The following is a 17,808-nucleotide window of genomic DNA, read 5'->3' on the forward strand; positions in this document are numbered from 1 at the left end:
TGAAAAAATGAAACGTCGCAAGTCTACAAAGATGGAAGATGTCGAAATGGACATGACCCCCATGATCGACGTCGTCTTTAACTTAATCATATTTTTCATGTTAGTAACGCAAATGGTAACCATAGAACGCGCTGAATTGGAGTTACCAAGAGCAGATAACGCCCAAGAAGAAGAAGTCGAAGATAAAAATCAATTTATTGTGAATATCCACGAAAAACCCGATGAGGAAGGTCGTTGGATAGAAACAAGTCTTGGTAAACACACATGGGCAGAATTATCGCAACTTCTCTACGAAGAGGCACAAGCCAAATTCAACGAAAACGAAGATGTGTCAGATCGCCAGGTATTGATACGCGCAGACATAAAAACTCCCTATCGAATGGTTCAACGTGTGATGATTGAATGTTCAAAACAGAAAATTTACAAAGTGTCTTTTGCAACTAAAATACAATCTGATGAGTAAGGAGTTTTGATATGGCTGTTTCTCGATCTTTAGAAAATTTGGCAAATGAACAAGCCGATATGGACATGACACCGATGATCGATGTCACGTTTTTACTACTCATTTTCTTCATGTGTACTTTGCATTTTAAAGTTCTTGAGGGGATATTGCAAGCGCACTTACCTAAAGACCAAGGGATGCAAAATACATCGGCAGAAAGAGATCCTGAAGAACCTATTACCGTGAAAATTTTACAGTCGTCTAGAAATGTTACGGTAGTGTGGGTTGGGAGTGAACAGTTCGAAGGGCCAAGAAAATATTCGCGTCTGTTCAACAAAATACGTAGTATCGTTCAAGCAAGTCCCAACTCAAATCCGCCTGTCGTCATAGATCCCGACATTGATGTTCCTTTTCAAGATATCGTATCAACGTTGAATGCATGTCGCAAAGTAGACGAATCTCGTCCAGGAAAAAAACCCCTACAGGTTAAATTTGCGGCGAAAGCACTCGAAGAACTGGAAAATGAATAAATTTTACACAAAGAGTGTTCTTATTAAAAATTTACAGTGTATTTGTAAATCGTAGATTCACAATACGCCAAAATCTCAATAAGGACACTCTTAGTTCTACAGAACTATTTCACTGCGATAGGAACAGTCCTCATGCTACTTTTTGGCAGTTCTGCTGTTCCGAATATCGTAGTCAAACCCAAATCCCACACCAAAAATAACGAAGAAATTTCCAACAACAGTGAGGAAGACATGTCGCAAAATAAAACTGTCCCTATTGCTTCACGCAAAGAATGGATATATTTGGCAATTTTGATATTGTTAGCCGTTGGAATAGGGCTTTATATCGTAAAAAGTATGGACGATTACTCTAAAATTGCTCAAAATAACTCCTCGACAGATTATGAAGATTTTGAACTAGACTATGACAAAGAGAAACAACAACAGATAAAGCCTGTGAAGTTTGAACCTAACAAATTTGTTGAAGAGAATATTCTCGACTCAAAATACATTACCACAGAGGCTTATTATCATTATCTTCACAAAATATTGTTTATGACAGACGAGGATATAAAAAAACAAACAGACTTAAAACTCGGATGGCGCAATTTAATTAAAATCAAAGAACGCGAAACAATGCGTGGAAAATTCATGCGTATTACCGGAGAGTTAGTCAAACTAGACAAAGAAGTATTAAAAGGCAAGTACGCAGACCAAAGAAAGATGAAAGGACTTGCTGTTTGGCGTGGGGTAATTTTTTCTTCTGATGGGCGCTTGTATCTTTTTACCACGACAGATCCACCAGAAGGTATCAAAAAAGGCCAAGGCGTTGAGTTGTACGCAATGTTTTTCAAAATTTGGATTTACGAAACTACTTCTGGTGGTGAAGCGAAAAATCCATATTTTTTAGGGAAGAACATCAAAGTGATTCCCCGTTTACAATCAAATCAACAGCAAAAAATTACCGTATTATTTTTAATTGTATTTGCTGTGATATGTATTTTACTTGGCTACGGAATAGTCTACGAACGTCAACAAGCGAAAAAATTTACCAATTCATACGCCGAGCGAAAATTAAAACGCCTAAAAGAGCAGCGTGAAAAGCGCAAGACACAGGACGAATCAGATACGGACAGCGATGACGATGAAAAGACTGATGCTACAGAAGAGTAGTCGCTTCCGTATTGGTGCCCTCACCATCGAATGTAAGGTTTTCGCTACGCGAAAAACCCTTAATTCTCATGCATCTCCTTGTGGGAGAGGCATAATGCGTCTCTTTTGATAAAAACAAAATTCACTTGGTGTGCGGGACGAGTTGTCATGTAACAAACTAGTTCATTGATGTTATACTGTGATATGCATCAATGAAATCAAATGGAGACAAATTCAGACGTGTTACGTCCCTCCCTGTGGGAGGGACAGCGATTATGTGCTTCAGCGTTAGCTGAAGTACAAATAAGCAGGGAGGGCACCAATACGGAGATGAATATATCAATAACTATCCATTCACAGCCAAATTAACTATTTTCAGCACGTTTCTTCAAGGCTTTCATAGAATCGATCATGCTCACATCTTTTAAAGTGTTCATGATCTTTTTTGGTACCCATAGACCTATTTCGATTTCGAAGGTACAAGTCGCAGATGTTTTTTGATCATCTATTTTGGTGAAGACATAACTACCTTCGATGTTTTTAAGATCACCACCGACATAGCCCCAAGTTAACGTATATTTCTCGGAATCATACTCATAACGTAGGGTATAATTGAGTTTCTTTACTAATATTTTTACATCGTATTCGACAATAGTAGGTCGATTTTCCGCATCTTTTTCCAAGACGGAAACGGACTGTATTGTTTCCTGCCATTGCGGATATGATTCGAAGTCGCAGATTGTCGCATAGCACTTTTCAATATCTGCATTTATCTCAATAGTTTTTTGTTGTTTTTCCATTTTTTCCTCAGGAGTTACCTTATGAAATGGCTATATTATGTTTTTCTCATTTGCGCGCCGATACTTAGTCAGCAGCAAAGATCGGACACAATTGTAGCTATTGTAAATGAAGATATCATAACATATGGCGATGTGTACAAAAAAGTAAAAAGTATCATCGACAGTATCGAAGCGTCTAATTTGCCGCGAAAGCAAAAAGAATTGCGCAAAGTGGCTAGTATGCAAGCAAAACTACGCGATATGGTCGACACGGTGTTGATGCAGCAGGAAGCGAAGAAATATAAGCTAGATCTACCCAATCGCGAGAACATTCGCAAAAAAGTAGAGCAGGAACTGCAAAAGCAAAAAGAAGTACGTGGACTCGACAAATTCGCCTTAGAAGATGTTTTTTATTCGCGAGAGTTACTTCGCAACCTACTACAAGCGCGTTCTGCATATTCCGAGCAAGGTGAACGTCGCGCCAACATCGACACTTTTGTACAACCTTCCGAAATATGTCAGTACTACAAAGATAACATGGATGATTACACGAAGCCGCCGAAGATTAAGACGCGTATCATCACATTGTTTTACACAAAAAACGGTGGCCGCGAACAAACACTTGTTAAAGCAGAATCCATTGTTCGCGAATTGCGCTCAGGAGCTGTTTTCGAAGAAATAGCAAAAATATACTCAAATGATCCATATGCCGAAAGTGGCGGAAGCTGGCCTCGCGTTCTTAAAGACGACAAAGAAGTTTGGGATTTTATCACCAAAGGAACTCTGGCAAAGGAAGTAGATGACATTGCTTTTTCTATGTCAAAAGATGAAATCAGTGACCCAATTATGATGGACGGCGAGTTGCATTGCCAAATTGTGAAAATAGAAGATGTAATTGAAGGAGGACTTGTTCCTTTTACGGAAGTGCAACCACAAATTCGCCGCAAATTACAAAATCAAAAAATTGTGGCCGCGTTAAAGGGCATGCTGAAGCAATTGCGTCGCGATTCTTTTATCTGGCCAGAAAATATATTTGGCGAAAAAAATGAAATTGACTAACGAGGTGCTACGATGAGATGGTTGTGCACATTAATAATATTGACCTCTATTTTTGCGCAAAAAAACGATGAGTTGTTGCAGGCGTTTCATCGTGCATATGATGCACAGACATTACAGAAACCGTATTCAACAGCGATTTTGTACAAAATATTTGATATGCCGTACCACGAAGTTCAGCAACACATCTTTCAAACACAACTTGAGAATGCCATTTCCCAAAAGTACAAAAACAATTATTCGAGTCAATACTACAACACTACTTTGACAAAGAAAATACTCCGTGCTCAGTCGGCGAAAGATATACCTTCGAAAATGCGTCAGGCAATAAAACAAGAGTATATACTCGCCGTTGAAGTGTACGGTTATGAACGTAGTGCCATACTACGCACATTTTGCAATACAACGAATACATTTAGTCCTATTGTAAAGTTGTCGTTTGTTACACATAGTGATTTGGTAAAAAAAATTAATGACATAATGCCGCAAATTTTCGGATTGCAGGGTATGCTCGTCGCCCACAACAAGGAGCTGTATTTGTTTTTTCGTGGTGGCGCTCCTTTTACAAAGTCAATTCTCGATAAGGGTGATCACACATTCTATTTATTTCGCAACAACGTGCGTATTGCTGATACTTATGTCCGCAGTGGAGAACTTCTCTCTCTTTCGACATACATCTACAGCAAAGTAGATGTACTAGGTGCCTATAAACCGCGTGGTTTTGAAACGGCGCAGAAAATTTACTTTACGGGTGGTGTGCAAAAAATACAGCTTGTCGATCATCAAGGCCAGCCCCAAGAAGGTTTTTCTATCTTCACTAGCTACGAAGGCTTTGACGATGATCAGGAAAATTATCGAGGAACAACAGATATTTCAGGACGTTTTGAATTGCAAGACACACAAAAGGCTCCCATATTCTTGACCATCATGAAAAATATCAACAAGGTTAATTTCCCCATCGTGCGCAAGCATATCATCGTCGAAAATCAAAAATCACCACTAAAGCTAGTGGCACAAACGCTAGAAGAAATTCAAGCGATGGGCAAACAGCAACTTTCGCAACGGCAACTGACGCGTGTAAAGAACGAAGTGGTGCAAAGAATACTACAGGCAAAAAGTTATATGAAATCTGCTGATTTGGAAAAAGCCATCATTTCCCTAGAATACGCAAAGAATCTAACAAAAAAGATGAAGAAAGAACCTTCCTTAAAAAGTGCCCTCGCGAAGTTAGAGAACGTCTACCAAGCTGCGCTACGGCAAAAAAAAGCCAATCGCAACAAAAAACAGTGCATTGCGTTGTTGAAACAAACAGATGAAAAAGTAAATGAATTCCAATACACAGAGGCTTTGGAATTGGCGAAAAAAGCACAAAAATTGTGGCCATTTCCCGAGGAGAAAAACCAAGGCTACCAAGAAATCGTAAAACGTATCAAAAAAATTGAGGTCTTACTTTTACAAGAAAATACCCGCTTTGGCAAAGCACGTATACTTTTATCGCGAACCGTGTTTACCTTTAATGCTCAAAACATAACAGAGACAAAAATTGAAGATATTATTCAAGCGGTCAAGATACTCAACGAACAGGAGAAACATCGCGAAATATACAACGACCGTTATGTGTTGTTAAAGTCGCGATCTTTCTTAGATAAGTTGGCCGGAGAGTTAATGGAAATCGCAAACTATCATCTGCAAAAATACAAGAGTGAGGAAAACACCAACGCACGTCGCGAAGCGTACAAGAATTACGAAAAACATTATAACAACAGTAAGAAGATCGATGCGATTTTGCGCGAACTCCAAAAAATATAAAATCGCTGTTGAAATATAGCGGAATTTCGAATACAATCATGCAAATGGGTAAAGCATTAAGCTTGTGAAAAAAAGAGGTTTACAAAAGCGCCTATTCTCTAAATTTGCGCTACTCTTCGCAACCTCATAGAAAATTTGAGAGGGAAAACGAATGAAAGACATGGATCCAAAAGAATTATTGGTCCAGTACGGACATATTTTAGCTTTCGTTGTTTGTATAGCATTTAATGGGTTCTGGTTTATGAAATCAGGTGATGAAATGGCAGAGCGTCTAATCACCAAAGTAGACAGTACTCAAAGAAAACTCAAAAGAAAACTCAAAGAAAAACCAAAAGATGTAAAAGCGGTCGCTGATTACAGCAAAAGTGTTGTTGCCAACTGGAGTATTTCGAAAGAAGTATCACAATCTCCTGGGTACCAATCGATTTATCCATCGGCAAATATTACCTTTGAACACGAAGTTCCCCCTGAAGATCAATGGATCAACAAGCCCTCTGGTATTAGCATCAAGATAGGCAAAGAAAAAATCACCGTTAACTGGAAGCGTCCTACCACACTGCGCAAAAATGGTAAGGTGCAACAGATGACCAAAATCGAAGGCTACCAACTTATCAAAAATTGGAAAGATCGCGATGGTAAGGACCGTACCAAAGAATTTCTATTCCGATACGGCAAAACAAGTCTTGTAGATAAAAAAGTAGAAACAAAAACCTTGTACACATACAAAGTGCGTGCTTACAGCTACAACGCAGAAGCCAAAGGTGGTAAAGAAGGTAAAATCAAAGACAAAAAAGCCATACTAAGTGACTTCACGAAAACAGTCCAAGGAAAAATCAAATCCTTGTACGAAATTGAGCTACTCGGTGTCGCAGGAGACAGCGCTTTTGTCAAATTGCGTCGCTATTATCGTGGATCTAACCGCGAAACCACTTGTAACATCAAAAAAGGCCAGGAAATACAAGCACTCAATGTAAAAGTCAAAGGTTTAAAAAAGCGTATAAACTTCACTCCTGGGTGGAAGTTGATCAACCTAACCACACGTGCTCAACGCAAAAAGATGGTGAAAGAAAAAGTATTCAGCCATATGGACAAAGTCACAAAGCGCGCGGTATACAAAACGGTAGAAAAACCGCGACTTTACGAAACACCAGCGATTATCTACATAGATGAAAAGAAACAACAGGTAAAAGCTTATCAAAAAAAGTAGCACCATAGATGGCAAATTGATGTAATGGATCTCCATGCTTAGAAGGTGAATTTCGATGGTACAAACAAATTTCTTCCAAAAAGAAATCAGCTTAAAATTTATTTATTATGGTCGAGATAGTGTAGGAAAAAAAACTACGCTGCGTAGCCTACATAAACATCTTGAATCAAAACAAAAAACAAAAATACAAGATGAAAATTTTGATGATGTCATTGTCCATCATTTTATCCACATTCCGAAAAAAGCACTTGCGGGCATGAAAATTAAATGTGGAATATACTGCATCCCTGAGCAAGGTCTTCAGTCCAAAAAGGTACTCTCTTTGCTCGAAGGTGTAGATGGCATTATCTTTGTTGCTGATTTGAATTCCGATGTAGAAGAAGCAAGCGAAAGCTATAAGAAATTAGAAACAGCTTTTACCAAGATAGATGAAAAGTTATTGTTTCGCTCTATGATCATGCAATACACCAAAAAGGATTTGGTGTCCGACGTCGAAGAACGAATCACAAATTTTAACAACACTTTTAACAAACTGAAGAAAAAACACTTTGCCACAGAAGAGTCTTCCGAGCAAGACATTTTAGAGGCGTGGGAATGTGTTTACTCTCAGGTGATGATTGAAGTACGTGCAAAACTTGATTCAACGACGAAAAGCATGCCGAAAACCAAATTGAAATTCAATTTCAATCGCAAAAAAAGCGGTGATCAATCAGAAAATAAAGAAGAAAGAAAAGAAGAGAGTGCAGATAGCGACGAAAAGAAGGGTTTGAAAATTCCGAAAAAATTTGCCAAGAAAGAGGAACTAGCTAGCTCTACCCAAAAAGCAGATTCTGATAGCCAAGAAACCACCGAAGAAGGCAAAAAAGAAGAAAGTTTAAGCAAAGCTGACGACAAAAAAGCACAGGACAAGTTTAATGAAACCCAAGTAGATCTTGAATTTTCTGAAGAGGAAGAACGTCGAAAAGCAAGCGAGACAGAGACCATTGCCGAACACAACCAGCACCTCATTAAAAAGCAAGTACAACAAATCTCGGAAAATAACTTCTTTGAAGACTCTGCCGACGAAGGAATGGCTAGCGCTAAAACAGAAGCCTTTTCTAATGACGAAAAAGAAATGGATTCCATTAACAGGCTAAAGGTAACCAATCAGCTACTTTCAGAATTGGATACATCTCTTAGAGAGCAGCGCACCCCTGAGACATTGTTTTTTGAATCAACCTCCGATCAAGAAGGAACCCGGGTTGACGAAAATCTATACTCAGAAACAATAAGTTTGAGAAGCTCTCCTATCACCAAAGAACTGGAAAATAAATCTTCCGACCAAGCTCTGGAAAAAATCAAAAACGGAGAGGTGCTACAAAACGCCAAACTAGATGTTCTTGACTTGCGCAATTACAATTTTGTAGACCCCATTCGCATCTCAAAGTGTCAGATCGGATCTATTCTTTGCGATGGCTCAGATTTTAACGGACCATTTATCATCGAAGACACAAAAATTTTGCGCCACTTTAGTCTCTCAAGTAATATAGGAAGTTTATTCCGCGATTCCATAAAATTAAAAAGAGTAGAGGTAGAAGGCGAAATTGTCTGGGACGGTGTTGTGGCCTCAAAAGAAGTCACAATTCTCGATTCGACCTGGACCAATAGTGCACAAATTCAAAAATGTGCCTTCGAAAAAGAAGTATTTATTGCCAACAGCAACATATTTGGTCTCAACTGTCGTGAATCTAATTTTCGTGGCGAGTTTACCATGACAGGTTGCCGCTTTGAAAATAGCGCCGAATTCCAGAATAGTTCCATTGAAGACCGATTGTATGTTTCGAGTAGTTATTTTCAAAAAGTATACTTTTGCAATACCCAATGCAAAGGAAACGTAGAAATCATTAATTCTACGTTTGACAAACTTGGTAGCTTTAAAAAAATGAACATTGCCAAAGGTTTTTGTCTAGAGGGATGTGTATTTAATGGCCGTGCTGATTTTTCCGAAGTGCGCATCAACGGAGAATTTGAAGTCCGTCGTACAGAGTTTTTTGAAGACACCTTTTTTCATAAAGCAATGGCAACAACGAATCAGTGTTTTGAAAATGTAACTTTTTCGGCCATGACCGACTTTTCAAAAGCCTCTTTCAATCAAGTGGATTTTATTCAAACATATTTCAAAGGCATTACTCATTTTCACGAAGCTATTTTCTCCGAAGATGCTTCGTTTCTCGAAAGTAATTTTGAAAATACCACCAACTTTTCCCGAGCTATTTTCTACAAAAAAGTCGACTTCACAGAATGTACGTTTAAAGGGCGAATATCTTTCCGCGGAATGATCGGTGATTACGTCATCATCCACCGCGAACAAGTGGAAAAGAAACTACTTTGCGACACAGAAAAAAACTATGCGATGATACGTCAAGAGTATTTAACCTTAAAACGCATCATGGAGAAACAACGCCGACTTCAAGATAGAGACTGGGCACACTATCATGCCAAACGTGCGGAAAGACGCTCTAAAAAAGTCAATTGGTTCAATCCAATGAGTGTCGGTGAAAGATTTTTTAATTGGTTATTTTTAGACATAGGTAGTCGCTACGGAACACGTCCACAAAATATCGTTATACTTGGATTTTTACTTTGGGCGACTTTCGCTGGTGTCTATGCTTTTGTTTTTCCAGCTCATCTTCAGGCATCCGATTTACTTATTAGCGAAAAACTAGGCTTAAACAGTTACAGTTTTTTCGTAGAAAACAAAGCGCTACTAGCGGGGGCGGAAGTAAGTCTAAAAGCGATTCTGCCAGGTACTGCAATGAATATGGCCTTGGCAAATAGTTTGTGGATGTGGCTTGCTGTAATGTTAGAAAGTTTTCTCGGCATAGTTCTCGCTTTCATGCTATCGATTCTATTGGTACGAAAACTATTGCAAAGTTAGAAAATTTTTGATTGTTGACTTAAGTTGTATGGACTTAAGTCAACACCACAACAACCTACTAGTTCATATCTCTGATCACAACCTTGACCTTTCACACTTTTTTGGAAATTCTACATGAGTAAGCATATTTTTATCGTCGCTGGTGAGGCGTCTGGGGATATTTACGGTGCACAGCTCATCTCTTACCTAAGAGAAATAGATCCTCAAATAGAAGTTTCTTGTTTAGGTGGAGAGTGTATGAAGGAAAAGAACGTTCACTTTTTGTATAATCTAGTAAAAGAATTTTCGGTAATGGGCTTTATTCCCGTGATTCTCGGTATACCAAAAGTAATGCGTTTTCTGGAAATTTCTCTAAATTGGTTTGATAAAAAACGCCCTGATTTGATTGTATTGATTGACTATCCCGGCTTCAATATGTACCTATCTACACATGCCTATCGCAGAAAAATACCATGTATTTACTTCATTACCCCACAAATATGGGCATGGGCCCCATGGCGCATAAAAAAAATCAAAAAATTTATGAGTAAAATGCTGGTTATTTTTCCTTTTGAAGTGCCTTTTTATGAAAAAGCCAACGTACCAGTGAGCTATGTTGGTCACCCGATACTTGATAAACTGGCAAAATTTAAAGAAGATAAGGAATTTCGGCAAAAAGAAAACATTGAAAAACAAGAGAAGATTCTCGCGGTGTTACCCGGAAGTCGCGAACGCGAAATTCGTAAAAACCTCAATACAATGCTGTGGGTGGCAGAAAATTTAGAGGGCGTAGATCATGTAATTATTGCTTTGGGCTCAGAGAAGTACATTGACCTAGTCAACGAAATAGCCTCAGAATACAAAAGCCTTCCACTACGTATCGTACTTAGGAATACCCATAATGTTCTGGTAAATGCCCACCTAGCACTGGTCACCTCGGGAACAGCAACACTAGAAACGGCTCTCCTAAAAGGGCCCCTTGTTATTTTTTACAAATTGCCCAAACTGCACCATTTTGTGTTTAAACATTTGCCGTTTATTACCTGTGATTTTATCGGACTCCCGAATATCATTAGTGATCGTGAAATAGTCCCAGAACATGTATTTAAAGAAGAAAAAGACGAAAGAATACTAGAAGATGCTCGCAACTTATGGCAAGAAGGAGAAATTCGTCAACAATGTATAAAAGATATTGAGGCGATGCGTGCAAAAATGGGAACTCCTGGAGCAAGCAAAAGAGCCGCAAAGGAAATAATGGATTTTTTAAATCAAAAGTAGCAAAGCAATTTCGTTAACTATAACTATATGGAACTCTAATGAGCGAAATAATAGAAGATAAAATTCCTATTGATAAAGAAGAGCTCATCGAAAGTTTAGCTAGCTCTCTTCCGGCAAATCAACAGGAAAATTTTCGATACTTTGCAAAATTGTTAAACACTTTTTGCAAAGATAAATTTTCGATTAGTTTGGAAAAACTGAAAACACACTATCGACCTTTCAATCCAGATACCGAGTCGCCTGTTTATCTCAACGATACAGAAGAACAATATTATGCAAAAGATCTAGCAGAAAAATTTCATGTTTTTCTTCAACAACAAAACTACCAAAAAATAAACGATCAAGACATACTAGATATTTTAGAACAATACAGATTACGAGGGGTAAAAATCAGTATCCCACGTAATCAATATCGCGACTTGGTGGTGTATTTTCGCGATGAATCTACCGAATACCAAAGCTATAGAAAATGGTACACTCTATGGTTGCGTAAATACCATCAAAAAAAATCTTCCTATAAGAAACTCGCGGTATTATTTCGTCCCTATCACGAAAGCTTTACAAGTTCTTTTGCGTTTCGTCTGCGAAAAAGTAGAAAGCAAAAAAAATTTGAAACGCCACGTAGTTTTATCTTACCGCAACCTATAACCCTAAAACTATTTAAAAATATCAATGAAGACAGTTTACCGGTACTCTTTCCTGGTATCTCTGTGGAAATGGGCTTATTTAGTAAAATTTGGGTGTCGCTTCTAAGTTGCGCTGTTGCCGTTAGTTTGGGACTTATGTTCTTTTATATTTGGACATGCCTTATTGTCATATTTATCTCAGGGTGTTTTGTCGCACGAGAATTATTTGTATTCTTAAGCAAAAGTGCGAAGTATCACTCTAAGCTACTTGATAACTTCTATCATAATAGTCTCAACAACAACTCTGGCGTGATCAGTCATTTGATCCAACATGCAGAAGAAGATATCTATAAACAAGTTTTACTTATTCTGTATGCTTTATGGATGGAAGAACGCTGGGCGTTTTATCCTATAGATACAAACTCCATTAAAAATTATGTAGAAGATTTTGCTTTGCAGCGTTTTGGTATAAAAATCGATATTGATGTGGAACGGATCGCTTACCAACTACTCAGTAATTCGGGGGGAGATAAATGGCTGGAAATTCCAAAACTCATCGATGCTATTTATCCCAACAAAACATATATAAAGAAAGATTGTGCAGAAGAGAGCGTGTACATAGAGGTCGAAGAAGCCGAGGAACCTTTGCCGCATTCGGGAAAAATTCTTATCGCTCCTGGAAACCAGCATGAAGAATATGCAGCATTTTCGCGCCAAGAATTTCGTCTTTACATAGACAAAGAAAAAAATACGCAAACGTCCACTCAATACGCTCACGAAAGAGGCGCTTCCGTACGTTGGATTCCTGAGCAACCGATTATATCGAAACTTTCCGCGCTGTGTAAGGAAGGTTGCGATACTCTATCCATTTTTTCGGGAGATCTCGACAACATACCACTACGTGGAATTGGAAAAATAGGTAACAATGGAGACATAAGCGAATTTCGCTATGTGCGTGTGAAGAACAAGAATGAGTTGTACTTAACAACAGCTCTGCGTTATCGTCACGTACCACAAACAGATGCACCAGTGATGGTACGTCAGGTACTCCCCACTTTCAAAGTGGAAAAAAATATCATTGCTGGCACACAAGAAATTCCGTTACCAGAAAACCTAAATTTTCCTGAAAATGGTTTCATACTCATCGCCGCGACCCATAAGTATGTACAATACAACTTAAACAAGGATGGGCGCGTATTGATTTTGGATGATCCGCTAGAAACAGAAATTGCCAATGGTATGGAAATTCGCCTTGTGCAGCCGCAAGCTGTCACCCAGCAAAAATTGAAAAAAGGTAACTACTTAATTCCCGTACCCGATAGTAAATTGTTTCGCATACGCGGTGTCTTAATTGTGGGAGCCAATACCAAAAACGAAGAGCGCGTTCCTTATCAAAGGCCCGTGATAGAGCTAAAACTTGAAAAACCCTTACAGTTTCGACACACAAAAGGTGCAATGGTACAAATAAACGGTCACAAGCTGCGTTTACTTCGTGATTTTTCGGCAGGAGCGAAGACGATACTGGCTCATGGTTCCATTGAGAATGTAACCAAAGGACAAGCCATTATTAGTCCGGGAGAAAACAACCGTGAAACCTTTCACTTTGAGTTATGCCAAGAGTACTTACACTTACTAAAGCCTCTCAGCCATACTCATGAACCGCATACAACCGTTGCAGAAAATATTTTCGAAAGCGCTTTAAAATACGAGGCCACCCAAGGTAGCTACTTTATTACTCTTGAAGACGCCTCCTCTTTTTCATTGTCCGGATCTGTCGAAATTAATTTTGCAGGAAAATTTGGTATCAAAGAAAAATGGCCTTTCCGTCGCGAAAAAGGAAGTAATACACTCATTTTAACGAAAAAAATGAACAAGTGTTTTGCAGTGGGTACAGCGGTGAGCATTATTGGAGTGGAGGCAACAACTACAAACAAAATTCCGTACCATCATTCGTTTTTGGATGTAGATTTTTCTTTTGTGCCCAATTTTCCACAACAAGGAAAAATTATTCTCGAACCCGGTAGCCAATTTAAAGAAGTATTTTTCTTCCGACGTTACCCGAATCGTTTAAATCTATCTGCTGGTTTACAACACCCGCATAAAAAAGGTACAGCCATCGAATTCTGCCACTATCCACAATTTGCGACCGCAGAACCCGTAACATCACACAGCAAAAAAATATTGGTGGAAAACGCACATCTGTTGCCAAACTCAGCACGATTAATGATCCAAGACCAAATTGTCAAATACTACAAGTCGCGCTCAAGGGTTCTATTAACACAGCCTTGCCGTTACTACCATGTACGTGGTAGCTTGGTACAGTTGCCTGAAATATCGCAAAACATAAAACTCGCAGAATACGCAGAAAAAGGAAGTAAAGAAATAAAAGTTGTCAATGCTCAGGAACTACCAACGAAGGGAACCATCGAGTTACACGGTTTTTTCGCACGTGCCCAATGTACTTTTTCGCGCGAAGGCGACACACTGTATTTGAATGAACCCCTGAAGAAAAGTTTCTCCACACGCGCAAAATTGAAGCTCCCAGATTTATATCTGCAAACACATTTGTCTCCAGGCATGGAGTATTTGGAAATCAATGATCCATCTTGCCTGCCAAACTCAGGTATTTTTCTCATTACGACATCACATACGGGAAGACGTAAGAAACGTAAAGATGAAGTACTACACTTTCGTTATTGCCCTGAAACTTTATGGCTAGATTCTCCATTACAAAAAAATTATGCTGCGAATGTTGAGTTAAAAGCATATGATTACAATATCAATGAATGCGGTTCCTTACAGGCCCACAATATGAAAACGGCGATTGAAAAACTAAAATCATTTCTTCATTCAAAACTGCTGGAGTAATGTTGTGAACTACATGCAATTCGAAAGAGAAATCAAAAAAAAAATAGCGAACTTCTATATTTTTTACGGCAAAGAAAATTTTTTAAAAGAAGAAGGCATCGCGACAATCAAAGAAAAATTATCGGATGCCTTTTATACTGAGTACGATGTAGATAACCAATTTAACGTCCAAGAACTGATTGCGAACTTGAGTTCTGATGTACTGTTTAACGATACCAATCTCATTATCTTAAAAAATGCAGATATTATGATTACGCAGTTACTCGAACCATTAAAGGGTTACTATAAATCCCCAAATCCTAGCTCAGTACTGGTCGTGGAGTTGAATAAATTGGACAATCGTTCTAAATTTGCCAAGTTTGTAAAAAATATAGCGGTATGTGTCGAGTGCAGTCCCCTATACGATCGTCCCAAACCATGGTTGCGCCTGCCACCTTGGGAAAGTGATTTAGCCAAGTGGGTTTGTGCACGGGTAAGAAAATACAAAAAAACGATGACGCCTGAGGCTGCCTTTTTTTTAACCGAATATGTGGGGAACGATCTTAAAAGCCTTGATTCGCAGCTACAGAAAATGGCTCTCTTTCTACAAGATACCCAAAATATAACTTCTGCCGACATCGAAAAACTCGTTGGTAAGAGCAAAAAAATCAATATCTTTGATTTTTTAGATGCCATTTGTAGTAAAAAACTCGATACATCTCTCAATTTAATGCGACAGATTTTCGCCAATGGTTTACAATCTCAAGATGGCGGAAGTATCCACGATCCGATGCACATCGGTCTACAGGTGCTGCGATTGCTCCATTACAGATTTAAGCAAATTTGGCAAATAGGCATTAGTGGAGATTCTTCTAGTATTGGTGAGTATGCAAAGCGTCAGGTAGCGGCTTTTACGAAAAACTTCACCAAACAACAGCTCATTGCCATTTGGAAGTTGCTTCTCGAAACAGAACTCAACATGAAAACATCTCGGATAGAACCTATCGTATCTATTGAGCAAATTATTATTCACATAACCAGATTAAAGTAGGACCAGTTTTTAGAGAAACACCAATGATACTCAAAGACAGATATAAAATAGAAAAAAGAATAGGTGAGGGTGCTATGGCTAAAGTCTATTTAGCTATGGACACACAACATAATCGACCTGTTGCGATAAAACAAATAAGCCCACCGCCAGAGATGTTTGACGTTCATACCGCCATAAAAAGGTTTGAACGCGAATACCAATTTTTATCGTCGATCAATCACCCCAATATTATTCGTGCGTATGATTTTTTTGAACACCAATCACACACATTTATGGTTTTAGAGTATGTACAAGGTTTTACTCTCGAGCATGTTTTTCGAAACTATCCACGCCCCGATTTAAAAAGACTAGTAAATTTAGCCCTACATATTGCTTACGGAGTGGAAGTGATCAATCTCGCAGGTATTTTGCATCGCGACTTGAAACCCAGTAATATTATTGTCAATAACCGCGGAATTAAAATTCTCGACTTAGGGATAGGCAAACACATGAATATTGATGTGACGCGGTTGAGTGAACACGGCTCTTTTATTGGAACTATTGAATACGCCAGTCCCGATCAGTTTAGTGGAAAAGTGACAGCCAATAGCGATGTTTTTTCCTTAGGCGTTATTTTATACCAACTTTTCACCTGGCAACCACATTCGCCATTTTTAGAACATGATATTCCGAGTACTCTTACAAAAATTGTTACCCAAGATTTACCCAGCTTAGTCCATGTTCTTCCGCCACAACTCTACAATGAAAATAAACCATTTTACGATGATTTTTCACGGCTTCTCACGCATGCATTGCAGAAAGGTAGTGATGACCGCATTGCAGATGCAATGACCTTTGTCGCCAAATTAGAAACCATCACCAAAGGTCATATTTATCATCAAATTACACCCCAAGAGGTATACCAAACTCTATCAGCACAAGCACGAGATGAGCTAAAACAAATCGGTGATCGCCACGGCCGTACTTTGCCACAAGCATCACAGAAAAAACCCCAAACGTCCCTTGGCCAAACAAGAGTAAGACGTCGCCGTATGGAAGCTCAAAAAAGAAACAAAGCTTTCAAATGGTTAGTATTATCTACAGCCATATTATTAGTCATTGTCACTGGGGTTATTTGGTACTTTTCGTAGTTATGGCAATGCCTCGCCTCTACCCGCGATAAACAACTCATACCATTCGCAGCGCGTTAACTCAAAATGCGCCGCATCGCATGCATTGTGAATGCGCTCTGGATTACAACTACCTATAACCGCTTGAATTTGTGCCGGATGTTTCAAAATCCATGCGATTGCAATCGCAGCAGGGTTGGTGTTATATTTTTCGGCAAGTTTGTACAATACCTTTTGCACTGCGTCCACAAGTGGTTCATTGGTATTATGTTCAAATATACGACCTGCTGCCAACGGCCCCCATGCTTGCAAAGTAATTTCGTGAAAACGACAGTACTCCACGAGACCTGTGCACCCTGTAGACTCCACAGAACAATTACCAGCAATGCCCGAATTAAATACATCACTGTGCAAAACGTTGAGTTGTATTTGATTGACAACAATAGGCATGTCAAGGTGCTTGCGTAAATACTCTATTTGCATGGGGGTATGGTTACTCACCCCAAAAAAACGTACCTTGCCACTAGAACGCAACTCCGCGAATGCCGCAGCAACCTCTTCACCTTCGACAAGAATATCCGGACGATGCAAAAGTAAAATGTCCAGGTGATCTACCTGTAACCGTTTGAGGCTTTCCTCAACAGAAGAAACAATGTGCTCACGACTAAAATCATAATGCCCCACATGATGCTCATTCGCGATGCGAATTCCACATTTGCTTTGAATAATAATTTTTTCACGTAAATCCGGCTTGTCTTGAATCAGCTTTGCAAAAGCCTGCTCTGATTTTCCAAAACAGTATATATCGGCATGGTCGAAAACATTAATCCCACTAGCCAATGCCGCCTCCAATGCATGTATCGCATTTTCTTGTGCCGCACTACTAAGAGCATCATGATCCCAGCCACCGCCAATTCCCATACATCCATATACAATGCGTGAAGCTTCATAAGGTGTATTATTTATTTTTTGTTGTTTCATTTTCATCTCCAATTTGTAATTATCATAACCATAGCCATCACATAATCGTAGCCGTAATCGTCACCG

13 protein-coding genes are annotated in these 17,808 nt (G+C 39.0%); 11 read left to right on the plus strand and 2 right to left on the minus strand.

The genetic code is table 11. The features are described 5' to 3' along the window. The first annotated feature begins 7 nt into the window (after positions 1–7). The 3 genes from UABAM_RS10010 to UABAM_RS10020 all read left to right on the plus strand — a co-directional run bounded on the left by UABAM_RS10010 (position 8) and on the right by UABAM_RS10020 (position 2,124). Complete coding sequence (locus UABAM_RS10010; RefSeq protein WP_151967864.1) at positions 8–463, plus strand: ExbD/TolR family protein; 456 nt, start codon at positions 8–10, stop codon at positions 461–463. Positions 464–474: 11 nt separating this feature from the next. Beyond that, positions 475–972 (plus strand): ExbD/TolR family protein, encoded by a 498-nt coding sequence (locus UABAM_RS10015; RefSeq protein ID WP_151967865.1) that lies wholly within the window; start codon positions 475–477, stop codon positions 970–972. A 132-nt stretch (positions 973–1,104) separates the two neighbouring features. Then, complete coding sequence (locus tag UABAM_RS10020) at positions 1,105–2,124, plus strand: hypothetical protein (RefSeq protein WP_151967866.1); 1,020 nt, start codon at positions 1,105–1,107, stop codon at positions 2,122–2,124. A 344-nt stretch (positions 2,125–2,468) separates the two neighbouring features. Here UABAM_RS10020 and UABAM_RS10025 read toward each other — a convergent pair whose 3' ends face one another. After that, positions 2,469–2,903 carry an SRPBCC family protein gene (locus UABAM_RS10025; RefSeq protein WP_151967867.1) on the minus strand — a complete coding sequence of 145 codons (435 nt, stop codon included), beginning with the start codon at positions 2,901–2,903 and terminating at the stop codon, positions 2,469–2,471. A 21-nt stretch (positions 2,904–2,924) separates the two neighbouring features. On the opposite strand from UABAM_RS10025, the gene UABAM_RS10030 reads away from it, so the two are divergent. From UABAM_RS10030 to UABAM_RS10065, 8 genes are all read left to right on the plus strand, one after another. Further along, a complete protein-coding gene (locus tag UABAM_RS10030; RefSeq protein WP_151967868.1) occupies positions 2,925–3,941 on the plus strand; it encodes a peptidylprolyl isomerase in 1,017 nt (338 codons plus the stop codon). Positions 3,942–3,953: 12 nt separating this feature from the next. Next, complete coding sequence (locus UABAM_RS10035; protein ID WP_151967869.1) at positions 3,954–5,747, plus strand: hypothetical protein; 1,794 nt, start codon at positions 3,954–3,956, stop codon at positions 5,745–5,747. 151 nt (positions 5,748–5,898) lie between these two features. Continuing rightward, the gene (locus tag UABAM_RS10040; RefSeq protein ID WP_151967870.1) at positions 5,899–6,954 is read left to right on the plus strand and encodes a fibronectin type III domain-containing protein; all 1,056 of its coding nucleotides are present in this window, start codon (positions 5,899–5,901) and stop codon (positions 6,952–6,954) included. A 55-nt stretch (positions 6,955–7,009) separates the two neighbouring features. Then, the gene (locus tag UABAM_RS10045; RefSeq protein ID WP_151967871.1) at positions 7,010–9,871 is read left to right on the plus strand and encodes a pentapeptide repeat-containing protein; all 2,862 of its coding nucleotides are present in this window, start codon (positions 7,010–7,012) and stop codon (positions 9,869–9,871) included. Between the two features lie 114 nt (positions 9,872–9,985). Beyond that, positions 9,986–11,128 carry a lipid-A-disaccharide synthase gene (gene lpxB, locus UABAM_RS10050; protein ID WP_151967872.1) on the plus strand — a complete coding sequence of 381 codons (1,143 nt, stop codon included), beginning with the start codon at positions 9,986–9,988 and terminating at the stop codon, positions 11,126–11,128. Positions 11,129–11,166: 38 nt separating this feature from the next. Next, positions 11,167–14,622 carry a DUF3754 domain-containing protein gene (locus tag UABAM_RS10055; protein ID WP_151967873.1) on the plus strand — a complete coding sequence of 1,152 codons (3,456 nt, stop codon included), beginning with the start codon at positions 11,167–11,169 and terminating at the stop codon, positions 14,620–14,622. A gap of 13 nt (positions 14,623–14,635) precedes the next feature. Next, entirely contained in the window at positions 14,636–15,652 is a 1,017-nt protein-coding gene (gene holA / locus UABAM_RS10060) for a DNA polymerase III subunit delta (RefSeq protein WP_229759419.1), read from the plus strand. Between the two features lie 23 nt (positions 15,653–15,675). Next, the gene (locus UABAM_RS10065; protein WP_151967875.1) at positions 15,676–16,782 is read left to right on the plus strand and encodes a serine/threonine protein kinase; all 1,107 of its coding nucleotides are present in this window, start codon (positions 15,676–15,678) and stop codon (positions 16,780–16,782) included. Here the strand turns inward: UABAM_RS10065 and UABAM_RS10070 are convergent, their stop codons facing one another. Next, entirely contained in the window at positions 16,783–17,742 is a 960-nt protein-coding gene (locus UABAM_RS10070) for an aldo/keto reductase (protein ID WP_152021987.1), read from the minus strand. Between the last annotated feature and the right edge of the window lie 66 nt (positions 17,743–17,808).

The organism is Candidatus Uabimicrobium amorphum (assembly GCF_009002475.1).
Classification (GTDB): domain Bacteria; phylum Planctomycetota; class Uabimicrobiia; order Uabimicrobiales; family Uabimicrobiaceae; genus Uabimicrobium; species Uabimicrobium amorphum.